A 14,162-nucleotide genomic window follows, 5' to 3' on the forward strand; every position below is an offset into this window, starting at 1 on the left:
GCTAATTAATTGTCATGTAGTAGAGGAAAGCGTGAAGAATCGCACTCTGGGCAGTATATTTATCGTGGCCGGCACGACCATTGGTGCTGGCATGTTGGCAATGCCACTGGCCGCGGCGGGCGTGGGGTTTGGCGTCACACTTGTATTGCTCGTTTCTCTTTGGATATTAATGTGTTACACCGCATTGCTACTGGTGGAAGTTTATCAGTATGAAGCGGCAGATACCGGGCTTGGTACCTTGGCTAAACGCTATCTTGGTAACCGCGGCCAATGGTTGACCGGTTTCAGTATGATGTTTCTTATGTACGCACTGACCGCCGCTTATATCAGCGGAGCCGGTGAGTTGCTGGCAACCAGCATCAGCCAATGGACGCAACAATCGTTTCCGACCTCACTCGGCGTATTACTGTTCACGCTAGTCGCAGGCGGCGTGGTCTGTATCGGCACCCATTCAGTCGACTTATTCAATCGCATACTATTCAGTGCTAAAATTATTTTTCTGATAGTGATGCTGGCACTAATGATGCCACACATCGAAAAAACCAACTTACTGACCTTGCCGCTGGAACAAGGGCTGGCGCTTTCCGCCATTCCGGTGATATTTACCTCATTTGGCTTCCACGGCAGCGTGCCAAGTATTGTCAATTATATGGGCGGCAATATCCGCAAGCTACGCTGGGTGTTTATTATCGGCAGCGCCATTCCACTGATTGCTTATATTTTCTGGCAATTGACCACTCTTGGAGCCATCTCTTCTCATACTTTTGTTGGTATTTTGGCGCAACAAGCCGGGTTGAACGGCTTATTACAAGCAGTGCGTGACGTCGTAGCCTCACCCCATGTTGAACTGGCGGTACACCTGTTTGCAGACCTGGCACTGGCTACCTCGTTCCTGGGTGTCGCACTCGGGTTGTTTGATTATCTGGCCGACTTATTCAAGCGCCGTAATTCAGTGCGGGGTCGCCTGCAAACGGGTGTTATCACCTTCACGCCACCGCTGCTGTTTGCGCTATTTTATCCAAGTGGCTTTATTATGGCGCTGGGTTTTGCGGCCGTCGCGTTATCTGTTCTGGCTTTACTGCTGCCGGCAATGCTGGCGTGGAAAGCCCGTAATATCCATCAGGGGCATTATCGGGTATGGGGTGGGAAACCCGCACTGGCTGCGGTATTTGCTTGTGGCGTACTGGTGATTGGCATTCAGGTAGGCATTGTCACCGGCGTATTACCGGCAGTCGGGTAATTCAGTCCATACATAAAAAAGGCGCATATCCTGTCAGGAATGCGCCTTTTTTAATCAAATATTACCAATTTATCATTAAAATCAGTTCATTATCCAAAACTATTGGCGTTGTAGCCAAGCGGAAAACGAGAAAAAATCAGTTGGGAGCAGATTTGAACGCTACTTGTAGCGGCCTCGCAGAGGCGAGGCCCATAGATAGGCCGAGTAATGAGTGCGGCCAACAACGCTGTAACGTCAAGGACGAAGGATAATTAGAAGTTCAGGCCAGCGCCGATATACACGCCGTCCGCCACGCGGTTATCCCGATTACCGTCTTTGCCTTTCATATTGATATAACGATAACCGACGTCAACAGTTAACGGACGGAATACATTCCAACGTAAGCCGCCGTTGGCTTCGCTATAGGATTTCATTCCGCTGGTCAATTCTTCTGGCGCGAAATACCCTTCGCCGTACAAGGTGAACGATTTACTGATCGGATAGCTTAAGCCACCGCCAATCGCCACCGCGCCACCGCTGCTGCCATCTTCTGGCGACATGTAGATGCCTTTACCGCCGATAGTTGCCATCAGTGGGCCAATGGGGAGGTTAAAACCCAGACCCAGCCCATAGATATCACCATCGTGATCACTGCGTGCCCAGTTGCCACTGATAGCCAACCCGCCAGTGTTAGTCCCCATACCGAACCCCAGGTTGGTGTAATCACTGCCAACTTCCCCGTTGAAGCTTATTGCACTGGCTGAACCGGCCACAAACAGCAGACTTGCTGCGCACGCGACTAAAGACTTATTCATATTCTTCTCTCATTATCCATTATGTTACCTGAGAGCAAATTCTCACTGACAGGTTTTTCCGCCCCGAGTTTAACCGAAAGAAACATCATAAACACACAGTAAAACCGCTTAAATACCGCATAATTTCAAAGAATTGTAAATAACCATCCAGTTACCATTTCTTATGTTAGCAATGGTAACGATAAGGTGTGCCTATTTGATGAATCCAGTCAATAGGGCTACAACTAGTGTGGAGATCAAAGAAAAACACTCTTTTGTTGTTTAAGTTAATATCTTGTCAATCAGCTTTTTGACGTGATGTCATCCTTTAAAACACCCACAAAAGCAGTCAATTCAACAGCCATACTGGAGAAAATGATGAGCGAAAAGAAAGGATTAACTACCGCTGCGGGCGCTCCCGTTGTTGATAATAATAATGTGATAACCGCAGGTAAACGCGGCCCAATGCTGCTACAAGATGTCTGGTTCCTGGAAAAGTTGGCCCATTTCGATCGTGAAGTCATTCCAGAACGCCGTATGCATGCTAAAGGTTCCGGAGCCTACGGTACTTTCACTGTCACCCATGACATTTCTAAATATACCCGAGCAAAAATCTTCGCTGAGATTGGTAAACAAACCGAAATGTTTATGCGTTTTTCGACAGTTGCCGGCGAGCGTGGTGCGGCCGATGCTGAACGTGATATTCGTGGTTTCGCGATGAAATATTATACCGAGGAAGGCAATTGGGATTTGGTTGGTAATGATACCCCTGTCTTCTATTTGCGTGACCCATTGAAATTCCCGGATCTAAACCACGTTGTTAAACGCGATCCACGTACCAATCTGCGCAACCCAACTTATAAGTGGGATTTCTTCTCCCATTTACCCGAATCTCTGCACCAACTTACTATCGATTTCAGTGACCGTGGCCTGCCAAAATCGTATCGCCATATGCACGGCTTCGGTAGCCATACCTTCAGCTTTATCAATGCCAATAATGAGCGTTTTTGGGTTAAATTCCATTTCCGTTGTCAGCAAGGCATTGAGAACCTTATGGATGATGAGGCTGAAAAACTCATTGGCACCGACCGCGAAAGTTCTCAACGTGATTTATATGACGCCATTGAGCGCAAAGACTACCCACGCTGGAATCTGCAAATTCAGGTAATGCCAGAGTTGGAAGCATCACAAACCCCATATAACCCATTCGATCTAACCAAAGTGTGGCCGCACGGCGACTATCCGCTGATTGATGTGGGTTTCTTTGAGCTGAATCGTAATCCAGAAAACTACTTTGCTGAAGTCGAACAAGCCTCATTCAACCCAGCGAATGTGGTGCCGGGGGTGAGTTTCTCTCCTGATCGCATGTTACAAGGCCGCCTGTTCTCCTACGGCGATGCCGCACGTTATCGTTTAGGGGTGAACCATCATCAGATCCCGGTGAACAGTGCTAAATGTCCGTTCCACAATTATCATCGCGATGGCGCGATGCGCGTTGATGGTAACAGTGGCAATGATGTCACTTACGAGCCAAACAGTTATGGTCGGTTCCAGGAGCAACCTGATTTTAGCGAACCCCCATTAACGCTGGAAGGGGCGGCTGATCACTGGAATCACCGTGAAGATGAGGATTACTTCTCCCAACCGCGGGCGCTGTTTAACTTGCTCAGTGCAGAAGAGCATCAACGGATGTTTACCCGTATTGCAGGTGAGTTGTCACAAGTACCGGAAAATATTCAGAAACGGCAGATCGAACTGTTTGATAAAGTTCACCCAGACTATGGTGCTGGGGTGAGGAAGGCGCTGGGATTAAAGTAGGGTTATTGTTGTAACCGATTAAGTGAACAGGATCGGTTGACACCATTTCAGTAGTTTACAGATCTCCGTGGCATCAACCGCCAAGAGGAGCACAAGCGCGTGCCCCTCTTGGAAACCTGCGCAGCCCAAGTCGGATACCCCGATTTTTATCAAACGATGGAGAACAATAAATAGCGTTTGCGTACATTTTTTGCAATCGGTCTATTTTCGCTAACTGACCAAAAGCTAAAAACAATGCCTATTATTCAGGCATCATGCGATACGATTCGTTTTAATCCCCAGCAGGCTTGCCAGCTTTTCCAGTATCGCTCCCTGATGGCCTAAACCAATAGCGCAATGGTGTGCTGCTCCGCCGTATGACCAATTGGTGGTAAATTCGCGGGCGCCGATCGAGAAACGGTAGCGGCTATTGGTATTGCCAATATCCAGAGTTTCGCCAGATACTGCCTCACCTTCGGCATATTGTAAGATCACTTGGTTATCAATACCTTCGACTACCGAAAGAAACGTCACTGGCCCGTTTTTTACTGTCATTTGAATCGACACGCCTTTACCTGGTTTACCGTGATAAACCGGTAAGGGAACCAACATGACATCCCCTTCGGCCATTAATGGATGTGCCGGCCCATCATGTCCCCACAGCACAACATCATCATCAAACTCAATACCATAAGGTTCAGCAAAAGAGCCACCTGCACCGAGCAGTGCCATAATCTTCATCGCAATGACGTTTTTGATTTCATACTCACCAGCGACCGGGATATCACGACAAGTCAGCAATGTATTTCCCAGGATTAGGGAAGTGACAATATTTTCATATGCATTGCCCGGCTGCCCTTCATAGTAATAAGCCATTGCACCGAGTTGATGTCTCTTCACTAATATATCCAACGCCACTGAAGTGATTGCCGCACGCATGACCTCTTCTGGCTCGCAACTGGCATCGACCACGAGTTGTTGGCGGATCTCTTTTTGTTTAGAGGTAATCTGCGTTTCACTGATCTCTTCACGACAGGCTTGCAACTCACACATTTCCAGCAGCTTGAAACGGACTCCAATCTTGATAGAAAGATTGGTCATGTTCGAATAAACATCGTACATTCCGTCATAATAATGGCCAAGGACACCAATCTGCGTGTGCGAAAGCTCGCGCTGTACACGTAACGCGGTGAGCCACTCTTCAGTTTGCTGCCAAACCAAAGGATCATCGTTCAGGGCACCGACTATTATTTCATAATTGATACCTGCACGGTTGAAAACATTCGCCAACTCCGGAGCACTGCAAGCCTGACAATGTGCCAGCCACTCACCCGTGCGGGCACCGCGATCATCCATACGGCGGATCGTTGCATAAGGCAGTCCACGTTCGGGTTGCAACGCAAGGATTAATACCGGTACTTTAAACTGCTGTACCAGCGGTAATACCGTAGAACTGAGTGCATATGTACTGATATAAATGATAATAACATCAGGGGCATCATGTCTGAGTTGATGTGCAAACTGATCACTTTTTTCGATTGAATCAATGAGTCCGCCATTAATAACACGAACCTTTGGCGACTGTATTTTTTCCTCAATATCCCCCAAATAACCAAGAAGCCTATCCTCCAGACCAGCAAATTGTGGCCAATAGGTTTTAAGCCCAATACCGAATAATGCAGCATTAATTTTCTGTGACATAAAAATTCCCTGTAAGCGGAGAATGCAATTTTTATAATAACCCTATCTGGCTGAAAGATTGTTCACGTCAGCCACTAACGGAGCATGGAAAAAGTCTTACAATGCAAAATACTGTTCACATTTAAATCACCCTAAAAAAACGCAATTTGCCGCTTTAATGGCATAAACAGTATGGTTGTTGTATTGCCATAGCATACGATGCAACCCACTAAATTATGGTGTACCCACCGTCGATAATAATATTTTCGCCATTGACCATTCCGGCTTTTTCGCTGGCCAGCCAGGCAACGGCTGCCGCGATTTCATCAGGCATAGCAAAGCGCCCGACAGGAATTTTTGACTTCATTTCCGTTGCTCTTTCCCCCTGCCAATACCGCTTGCCTAACTCTGTTTCCACCACCGTCGGCGAAATAGTATTGACGGTAATACCAAACTTCCCCCATTCTGCCGCCAACACTTTCGACGCAATAACCAGACCCGCTTTGCTGGTGCAATAGGCCGCGTGGTTTTCCAGCGCAATCACACTGGCTTGCGAGGCAATATTCACAATGCGCCCGTAACCTTGCTCTGCCATATATTTTCCAGCCGCCTGTGATAGGAAATAGGGTGCAGTCAAGTTGACTAACAATGTGGCATCCCAGCTCTCTTTTTTTACCTCAGCAGCGGATTCGAGAATGCCGATCCCGGCATTGTTAACCAGAATATCAATGCGCCCATAACGCTCCACAATTTGCTTGATTAACATCGGGAGCGCTTCAATATCGGATAAATCGGCGGCAATGCCGAAGCCATCGCCCGGCATATTTTTAGCCTGCGCAATAACCTGTGGGTCTTTATCCACCATGATCACCGTAGCACCCAGTTCATTCAGTAATTCGGTAATAGCCAGACCGATACCTGCTGAGGCGCCAGTTACCAGCGTGATTTTTCCTTTGATACCAAAAAATTCATTGATGTTCATTTTTCATCCTTAAGAGAAAGTGGTGCCATATGGGATTCAATCGGTGTTGGGATCTGTTCTGGCTGAGGATTACGGATAAACCAGGTAAGAATACCGCCCAGGAAGTACAGCGCTGAATAACAGATAACCACCGTTTTGATATCAAAAGAAGCAGTGAATAAAATGGTGGCGATGGCGGGGCCAATGAAATTGCCGATACCGCCACCAAGGTTTTGTACTGATATGGCAGCACCTTTATGATCGGGTGCCAGCATCGGGAAAATAGCGCCCATAGGGACGAAGGATGTGATGGTTAATGCCAGCATTAACGCAAAGAAAATAGCCATACCGAGATTGGCAGGAAAGTACAACGGCATAAAATAAAAAAGTAAAGTGGTCACTGTACAGCCAAAAAAGCCAACCCAGCGCATTTGGAATAACCAGCCAATGCGGTCACCTATAATTCCCCACAAGACATTGGTGACCGGCTGAACCAGGAAGAAAATCCCCCAGATACGCATCCATTGTTCGGACGTAAAACCGACACCTTGTGACGTATAATGTAATGGCATAAAAATGGGAAAACCGAACAGCGCCAGGTTGCACAGGATCCGAATGATAAGTGCTAAAAAGATATCTTTATCCTGAAAAATAAGCGTGATGCCACGACTAATTTCGAGCAATTTATCTGCCATCGGAATGGCGGTTTTATTTTGAGAACGAATATCTTTTAAGGTTAATAGAGCGACAGCTCCGCCAACAATAACCCATACCAGGGATATCCATAACGTGGCAATAAAACCGATCAGTGGAATGGTGACACTGGGCAGGAAGGACGCGATGATGCCATAGCCAATGGTGAACATTGACCATATCCAACCGGTTGCCGACGCCAGTCGATGTGACGGCGTTCTTTGTACCACCAAAACATAGAAAGCGTAAAAGAACAACGGGTAGGCGAAACCACGCAGCGCGTAGAACACGAGCATTAGCGGGTAATTCTCGGCTGAGAGACCAAATTGGATAAACAGCACATGAAAAACTACCCACCAAACAACACCGAGGGCCATGATTTTTCGCGGACCATAAATCTCACTGATACCGCCAGATAACCAACTGGCGATCGCTGCGGTGATGGCATAGGCAGTGAAAATCATCGCACTTTGTGAAACATCAAAGCCTATATCAATAATGTATTTCGACAAGAAAGCTAATTCGATACCATCCCCGGTCATAAATATTGCAATGGCAATATATCCCCAGAAGAGCTTTATGGGCATCCCGAATACCACTTTCGATATATCAGAGGGTTGCCCGGTTACTGGCGGCGAGAACGTTGTCATTTTCTATGATCCCTGATTTTAAGTTATCATTATGTTAAAGAAACAAAATGTGAGTATAAAAAATGAACCGAACGAAACCTTTCTGTCATTGCCACTAATTTCTTAATATTGGCACTCAGCAGTAACTGGCCGTGAGGAACTTCACAAATGGTAGGTTTAGAATGCGGCGGTCGGAAGAAGTGATCGATGCCTCGCGCTACAACAGCGAGGTTCTGTCGTGTTAACGACGCGGGGCCAACAAAATTTGTGCCGCCTGTATTTTAGGTAGCCAACCGATAAAATGGTTTTACCGGGAATAATCCGTCCCGTGGATGCTGATATGACCCTTAAAGAAGCGCAGCGCAGCGGCTGCGTTCCATTTATGCCAGCGGAAAGCCTTATTCAGTAACGGTATCAAGCGGTGTAATGTGAAATAGTCAATGATCATACCGCGTTCAGCCATCATCTCTTCGAGATCGCGCAGACTCAGGGCGTAAGCCAGTAAAAATAGCCTATTACCGACAACGCCTTAATACGATAGAACCACTGTACCGGCCGCTAACTCACTATAAATTAGCCACAAAATCACAAACATCCCGCCGCGACACCTTAATACCGCCCTTCTTAAGCGCCACCGGTAAGCGATAGAAAGCAACCGGACGTTGGAATACCGCTAACTGTGGTGCTAACCAACCCGCTAACGCAATCTCATTCACCGAGTTATCAGCATCAATCACGGCCACGGGCCGGTGGCCGAATTCAGTGTCAGCAACTGGAACCACAAAAGCCTGTTGCACCCCCGGATATTGCAACAAAACGCGTTCAATATCCTCTGGTTGAATGCCCTCGCCACCGCTGAAAAACAGGTTATCCAGCCGCCCAAGGATACGGAGTTCACCTTGCTGCCACACACCACGATCGCGGGTATGAAACCACCCCTCACTGTCAGTTATTGGCTGTAACCTCCCCTGTTGCCAGTAACCCGCCGCGAGACAATCTGCTTTCACCCACACTTCATCATCGACCAATTTCACCTCACGGCCCGCCAGCGCGACGCCCACACCGGGCAAACCGTCAGCACGTTTGGCGCAAACCGTTGAGGCCGTTTCGGTCAAGCCATAGCCACACCAGCAACGAATACCCCGCGCTTCGGCCTGTTGTGTCAGTGCTATCGGGATGGTTGCACCGCCCAGTAGCACCTCTTTTAAGGTTAACGCCGAGTCATCGTTCGCCAGTAAACGCCATAACTGCGTGGGAACTAACGAGGCGTGACTGCATCCAGCCAGAGCATCAACCAACGCCGCCCCTTCCTGCACCACCAACGTGGCACCCGCACTTAACCAGCGCCAGACAATACCTTGCCCCGAGACATGAAACAGCGGCAGCGACAGCAGCCAGCTATCTGTTGAGGTAAAGTTCATCAGTTTTAATATGCCGTCGGCACTGACCAGATGGGCGGCCAGCGAATGAGCGGCTGCTTTGGGTAAACCAGAGGAACCTGAGGTTAGCGTCAGAGTCGCCAGCCGCTGACTATCCCAGGCTTGCCTGAGCACCGGCGGATCAACACGGCGCATATCAAGCGGCACCTGCGAACACGATGCCGTGAGCGGGTCTGCCAGATTCAACATAAAATGGCAATCCAACTGGGGCAGTAGTTGCGTCAGCAAAGCCTCTGGCAATTGCGGATTGAGCGGCAAAACACGCGCAGCACACTGCAAAGCCGCCAGATACGCTAATAACAGCGAATAACTGTTTTTACCACGCAACACCACACCACAACCGGGCGTCACCCCTTGCTGCGCGAAACCCGCAGCAAGGCCATCAATCTCATCAGCTAATTGCTGCCAACTGATAAGCTGCGCCCCAGTGCGAATGGCTATCGCATGAGGCCGCAGATTAGCCCAGTATCGCCAGGGCGATGAATACATCCAAGGGGAGGAATAGAGCCAGGGCCAATCCTTCAGTTGCACCATAGCACGTCCAACTGTTCGGCAGTCATGACCGGCAACTGGCTCTCCGGCCACTGACGAACTAACTGCGCCTGCATCAGGCTCAGGGTATCCAGCCCAGGAATGGTATCAGGTGTCAGCCAATCAGCCAGCCGCGCCAGTTGGGTCAGCCCAAGGCTGGATTCAATACTGGAGCTGATAACCGCCACCAATCCTGCTTGATGCGCTTGCTGCACCAATTGCTGGCAGCGAGCGATACTGCCCACCAGCGTCGGTTTGATGACAATCGCCGCCACACCCGGCTCGGCTTCCACTTTAAAATCAGCTTCGCGTACACTTTCATCCCAGGCGATGGCGATCCCCGTATCACGGGCAAACTCACGGGATTCGGCGCGGGTTTTACAGGGTTCTTCCAGAAACGCGATGCGTGAGCGCAGTTCAGGGTTCACGTACCGGGCAAAGCCATCTGCTTTGGCGCGTGTCCAGCTACGGTTGGCATCCAAGCGCAACGTCAAATCAGGCAGCGCCTCCAGCAACACATTGACAATCATGCCATCGCGTACTGCTTCATATAACCCAACTTTTACCTTGGCAACTTTCTCACCCGGCAGCGCCTGAAGTACCGCAAACAGCTCATCCGGATCGCCGGTACACAGTGGCACTTTACGATAATCCGCCGTCAGCGGCAGCGTTTGATGCAACTCCGCCAGCGCACAACTAAGACCAAAAGCCACCGACGGTAAAGCATCAAGCGCCGGTTCTGCCCCGCCTGCCCAGTTTTGCAGCCAATTTTGTGCGACAACCTGCGCTTCTGGTAGGGTTTCCTGACTGAACTCTGGCAAAGGGGCAATTTCGCCCCACCCGATCAGCGCACCTTGCTGTAACTTAACCAACAGCCCATCGCGACTTTTCAGCCGTTGATGGCGCAGTATTACCCCGGCGTCCATCGGGATGCTGTAGCGGTAAAGCGTGGCCGCGCGCATTACGGATTACGCTTGAATTTGCTGAAGTCCGGCTGGCGTTTCTCATTGAATGCATTACGCCCTTCCTGACCTTCATCTGTCATATAGAACAACATGGTGGCGTTACCGGCCAGCTCTTGCAAGCCCGCCTGCCCATCGCAGTCGGCATTCAATGCCGCTTTCAGGCAGCGCAGTGCCATTGGGCTGTTTTGCAGCATTTCACGACACCAACGCACCGTCTCTTTCTCCAAATCAGCGATCGGCACCACAGTATTGACCAGCCCCATATCCAAGGCTTTTTGGGCATCATACTGGCGGCACAGGAACCAGATTTCGCGCGCTTTTTTCTGGCCGACAATGCGCGCCATATACGCCGCACCCCAGCCACCGTCAAATGAACCCACTTTTGGCCCGGTCTGACCGAAAATAGCATTATCAGCAGCCACGGTGAGGTCACACATCATATGTAATACATGGCCGCCACCAATAGAATAGCCAGCAACCATTGCAACAACCGGTTTAGGACAAGTCCGGATTTGACGCTGGAAATCCAACACATTCAGGTGATGAACGCCACTGGTATCTTTATAGCCGCCGTAGTCGCCACGCACTTTCTGGTCGCCACCGGAACAGAAGGCTTTGTCGCCTTCGCCGGTCAAAATGATCACGCCGATGTTGTCATCATAGCGGGCGTCAGCCAACGCCTGAATCATCTCTTTAACCGTTAACGGGCGGAATGCATTACGCACTTCGGGGCGGTTGATAGTTATCTTGGCGATACCATCGCTGGATTTGTGATAGCGAATATCTTCAAACCCGGCGGAGCAATCCTGCCAATCGATGGCGGCATACAGTTGTTCTTCGCTCGGATAAAGCATAGTAAGCATTCCTTTAACGGGAGAGTGATAAAAATGACGATTGTGATAAAAATGATAGTACCTGCGCGGCAAAAGCACCGGGGTTGGCCCGATGGCTATTGTGTCCGGCGCGAGCCAGTGTGCGTAGTGGCAACGAGTATTGAGCGGCCAATTGCTGGAATTTGTGGTCGCGCTCACCACACAGGTAAGTATAAGGGATATTGAGCCGTTGCAGATCCGGTAACAACCACGGCTGATGCCCAAGCGAGGTGGCCTCCAGCATATCGGCCACCGCGGGCCCGTGGTTATTGCTACGCAATGCGACCAGTTGTGCACGCTGCTGCGAGTCTAAATCGGCAAACACCGCCTGCTGATACCAGTCGATTAACACCGGTGCCAAGGGTTCGCTGCGAAAACGCTGCGCCCACTGGTAGTCATGTCGTAACCGAGCCTGACGCAGTGCATCGCTTTCTAAACCCAAGTTACCGCCCTCAACAATCAGCCCTTGCAAACCGTGATGTTCGCCGTAACAGGCGTGATACATCGCAATTCTGCCGCCTAAAGAGTAGCCTGCCAGCCAATATTGGCGAATACCGTTGGCCTGTAACGTTTGCGCTAGCTGGTGGCTAACATCAGCAAAGCCACAGGTAGTCTGAGTCACCGATTTACCGTGGCCGGGCAGGTCTACCAATAATGAAGGGATATCGCCACACAACTCAGCCACCGGTTGCCAGTCCTCACCACTGCCCAGCAGACCATGCAGCCACACCAACCACGGCCCGTCATGTTGCTGTGCCGCACCCTGGGGGTGAGATCCAAGTTTGCGGCACGCCAGCGTCATAATTGGGCTACCTGTTGTACCAGTTGTTGCAGCATTTCGGCTCCCTGGCTCGGCGGCACCACGATTTCAATCAATGTCACCCCGCCGTGCAACCAGCATTGGGTTACGCTCTCTTGTAACTCTAACCAACTATCTGGTCGGGCATAACACAGCTGGAACATCGCAGCAGCATGTTTAAAACTGACATCCTGTGGCATACAGTAAAAACGCTGACGATCAGCTTCTGGCGTGGGTAACAACGAGAAAATTTGCCCGCCATTATTGTTCACCACCAGCAGCACCATCGGCGCGGAACTTTGGCGCAATAGTGCCAAAGCGTTCAGGTCATACAAAGCCGATAAATCCCCGACGATAGCGAGCGTTGGCTTGGCGGTGGCGCGCTGAACACCTGCGGCTGTCGACAACAAACCATCTATCCCACTGGCACCACGGTTACTGTAAACCGGGTAGCCGGCAGGCAGCTGGCCAAACGCGTCAATCAATCGGACAATCAGGCTGTTGCCAACAAACAACTGGCCATTTTCCGGCAATAGTTCAGCAAGATGATGCGCGACTGCGGCTTCGCTAAATTGCGTACTCAGTGCTTGTGCCACATGGCTTTGCGCCTTCAGCGACCATGTTGCCAACGCACTGGCCCACGGCGCATGGCGCTGCGCCGGATGTTGCTTCAGCCATACATTCACCGGCGAAATGATTCTGCGCCCACGATGATTAGCCGGATCGAGGCGGCCGGGCAAATTATCGACCAGCCAATACTCTTGCGGCTGGCATTGTGCCTGCCATTGCAACAGGCGCTTCCCCGTCAGACTGCTGCCAAATTGCAACACGATCTGCGCCTGAGCGAGGATCGTCTTAGCCGCTGGATTTCCCAGCCATAAATCAGCACAAGGCAATGGCTGGCCGGTTTGTGATAACACATCGCTAATCAGGGGCCAACCCAGTAAAGCCGCCCATTCAGCCAGCAGTTGGCCCTCTTGCGCCGTCATGCGCCCGGCAATCACCACCCCACGCTTTTGCTGCCAGAAAGACCAGTCCGTTTGCTGGCCCTGCGGCTCTGACAAGGATTGACGCAACCACGGATGATCCCCCTGCCACCAGTCGCCCAATGTCGCAGACCAATCAGCATAGGCTTGCTCATCGCCACCATAGAGAGGTTCAGCAAATGGGCAGTTAATATGCAGGCCGCCGTGTTGTAATTGCGCCATTGCATTATCAAGGGTAGAAACCAGCCAACGGGCGGGAATATCAGGCGTTGGCCGAGGCAGATTAAGGCTGACTGTCGGATGGCTGGCAAACAGCCCGGATTGGCGAATCGCCTGATTAGCACCGCAGTCGATCAATTCCGGTGGGCGGTCAGCCGTCAGTAATATCAGCCGCTCACCGGTCAGCCCGGCTTCAATCAGGGCAGGATAAAGATTAGCAGCCGCCGTGCCAGAGGTAACAATCACCGCTACCGGCTCAGTGGTAGCTTTCGCCAGCCCCAATGCCAGATGGCCCAAGCCGCGCTCATCAAAATGGGTATGACAAACCAGCGATGGATTCGCCGCCGCAGCCAGTGTTAACGGCGTCGAGCGGGAGCCGGGAGCGATACAGATGTGACGCACGCCGTGGCGGGTCAACGCTTCCAGTAGCAATGCCGCCCAACGACGGTTAAAAACACTTGTCGACATGGTTTGCTCAAAAGTCAGTTAACAGACACTGCGAGCCCGAGAATCAACATCAGGATAGCGCTTCATCCAGTCAAAAAAGCCCAGAGTGACTGATTAATGGTTAAAGTTTG

Annotated in this window: 11 protein-coding genes and 1 pseudogene; 2 read left to right on the forward strand and 10 right to left on the reverse strand. The window is 50.5% G+C overall.

Annotated features, from left to right (window positions below):
- The first annotated feature begins 31 nt into the window (after positions 1-31).
- Positions 32-1,240, forward strand: coding sequence for a tyrosine transporter TyrP (gene tyrP / locus AT01_RS05700; protein ID WP_042546427.1), 1,209 nt, complete (start codon positions 32-34; stop codon positions 1,238-1,240).
- 251 nt (positions 1,241-1,491) lie between these two features.
- Here the strand turns inward: tyrP and AT01_RS05705 are convergent, their stop codons facing one another.
- Positions 1,492-2,034, reverse strand: coding sequence for a YfaZ family protein (locus AT01_RS05705; RefSeq protein ID WP_004704422.1), 543 nt, complete (start codon positions 2,032-2,034; stop codon positions 1,492-1,494).
- Positions 2,035-2,391: 357 nt separating this feature from the next.
- Here AT01_RS05705 and AT01_RS05710 point away from each other — a divergent pair, with 357 nt between their 5' ends.
- Complete coding sequence (locus AT01_RS05710; protein ID WP_200889098.1) at positions 2,392-3,831, forward strand: catalase; 1,440 nt, start codon at positions 2,392-2,394, stop codon at positions 3,829-3,831.
- Between the two features lie 252 nt (positions 3,832-4,083).
- On the opposite strand, the gene AT01_RS05715 is transcribed toward AT01_RS05710, so the two are convergent.
- From AT01_RS05715 to menD, 9 genes and pseudogenes are all read right to left on the reverse strand, one after another.
- Positions 4,084-5,511, reverse strand: a complete 1,428-nt coding sequence (locus AT01_RS05715; protein ID WP_042546429.1) for an L-fucose/L-arabinose isomerase family protein — start codon at positions 5,509-5,511, stop codon at positions 4,084-4,086.
- Positions 5,512-5,719: 208 nt separating this feature from the next.
- Positions 5,720-6,472: a GolD/DthD family dehydrogenase gene (locus AT01_RS05720; RefSeq protein ID WP_042546430.1), complete on the reverse strand. Its 753-nt coding sequence runs from the start codon at positions 6,470-6,472 to the stop codon at positions 5,720-5,722.
- Positions 6,469-7,794, reverse strand: a complete 1,326-nt coding sequence (locus AT01_RS05725) for an MFS transporter (protein ID WP_042546431.1) — start codon at positions 7,792-7,794, stop codon at positions 6,469-6,471. Before AT01_RS05725 ends, AT01_RS05720 begins: the two co-directional genes overlap by 4 nt.
- Positions 7,795-8,098: 304 nt before the next feature.
- Positions 8,099-8,275: pseudogene (locus tag AT01_RS21610) on the reverse strand (IS6 family transposase); the annotation flags it as partial.
- Positions 8,276-8,339: 64 nt separating this feature from the next.
- Positions 8,340-9,746, reverse strand: a complete 1,407-nt coding sequence (gene menE, locus AT01_RS05730; protein WP_042546432.1) for an o-succinylbenzoate--CoA ligase — start codon at positions 9,744-9,746, stop codon at positions 8,340-8,342.
- Positions 9,734-10,705, reverse strand: a complete 972-nt coding sequence (gene menC / locus AT01_RS05735) for an o-succinylbenzoate synthase (protein WP_042546433.1) — start codon at positions 10,703-10,705, stop codon at positions 9,734-9,736. The genes menE and menC overlap by 13 nt, the downstream gene beginning before the upstream one ends.
- Positions 10,705-11,562: a 1,4-dihydroxy-2-naphthoyl-CoA synthase gene (gene menB / locus AT01_RS05740; protein WP_042546434.1), complete on the reverse strand. Its 858-nt coding sequence runs from the start codon at positions 11,560-11,562 to the stop codon at positions 10,705-10,707. The genes menC and menB overlap by 1 nt, the downstream gene beginning before the upstream one ends.
- 13 nt (positions 11,563-11,575) lie before the next feature.
- Complete coding sequence (menH, locus tag AT01_RS05745; protein WP_144404911.1) at positions 11,576-12,385, reverse strand: 2-succinyl-6-hydroxy-2,4-cyclohexadiene-1-carboxylate synthase; 810 nt, start codon at positions 12,383-12,385, stop codon at positions 11,576-11,578.
- On the reverse strand, positions 12,379-14,052 hold the full coding sequence (menD, locus tag AT01_RS05750; protein ID WP_042546436.1) for a 2-succinyl-5-enolpyruvyl-6-hydroxy-3-cyclohexene-1-carboxylic-acid synthase: 1,674 nt from the start codon (positions 14,050-14,052) through the stop codon (positions 12,379-12,381). The genes menH and menD overlap by 7 nt, the downstream gene beginning before the upstream one ends.
- Positions 14,053-14,162: the final 110 nt, after the last annotated feature.

The sequence above is a fragment of the Yersinia aldovae 670-83 genome (assembly GCF_000834395.1).
GTDB classification, from domain to species: Bacteria; Pseudomonadota; Gammaproteobacteria; order Enterobacterales; family Enterobacteriaceae; genus Yersinia; species Yersinia aldovae.

What these genes read in the sequence shown, in the direction of transcription:
- AT01_RS05715 (WP_042546429.1), bottom strand. Translation starts at nt 5,511, where the DNA reads ATGTCACAGAAAATTAATGCTGCATTATTCGGTATTGGGCTTAAAACC.
- AT01_RS05705 (WP_004704422.1), bottom strand. Translation starts at nt 2,034, where the DNA reads ATGAATAAGTCTTTAGTCGCGTGCGCAGCAAGTCTGCTGTTTGTGGCC.
- menE (WP_042546432.1), bottom strand. Translation starts at nt 9,746, where the DNA reads ATGGTGCAACTGAAGGATTGGCCCTGGCTCTATTCCTCCCCTTGGATG.
- menB (WP_042546434.1), bottom strand. Translation starts at nt 11,562, where the DNA reads ATGCTTTATCCGAGCGAAGAACAACTGTATGCCGCCATCGATTGGCAG.
- menD (WP_042546436.1), bottom strand. Translation starts at nt 14,052, where the DNA reads ATGTCGACAAGTGTTTTTAACCGTCGTTGGGCGGCATTGCTACTGGAA.
- AT01_RS05720 (WP_042546430.1), bottom strand. Translation starts at nt 6,472, where the DNA reads ATGAACATCAATGAATTTTTTGGTATCAAAGGAAAAATCACGCTGGTA.
- menC (WP_042546433.1), bottom strand. Translation starts at nt 10,705, where the DNA reads ATGCGCGCGGCCACGCTTTACCGCTACAGCATCCCGATGGACGCCGGG.
- AT01_RS05710 (WP_200889098.1), top strand. Translation starts at nt 2,392, where the DNA reads ATGAGCGAAAAGAAAGGATTAACTACCGCTGCGGGCGCTCCCGTTGTT.
- AT01_RS05725 (WP_042546431.1), bottom strand. Translation starts at nt 7,794, where the DNA reads ATGACAACGTTCTCGCCGCCAGTAACCGGGCAACCCTCTGATATATCG.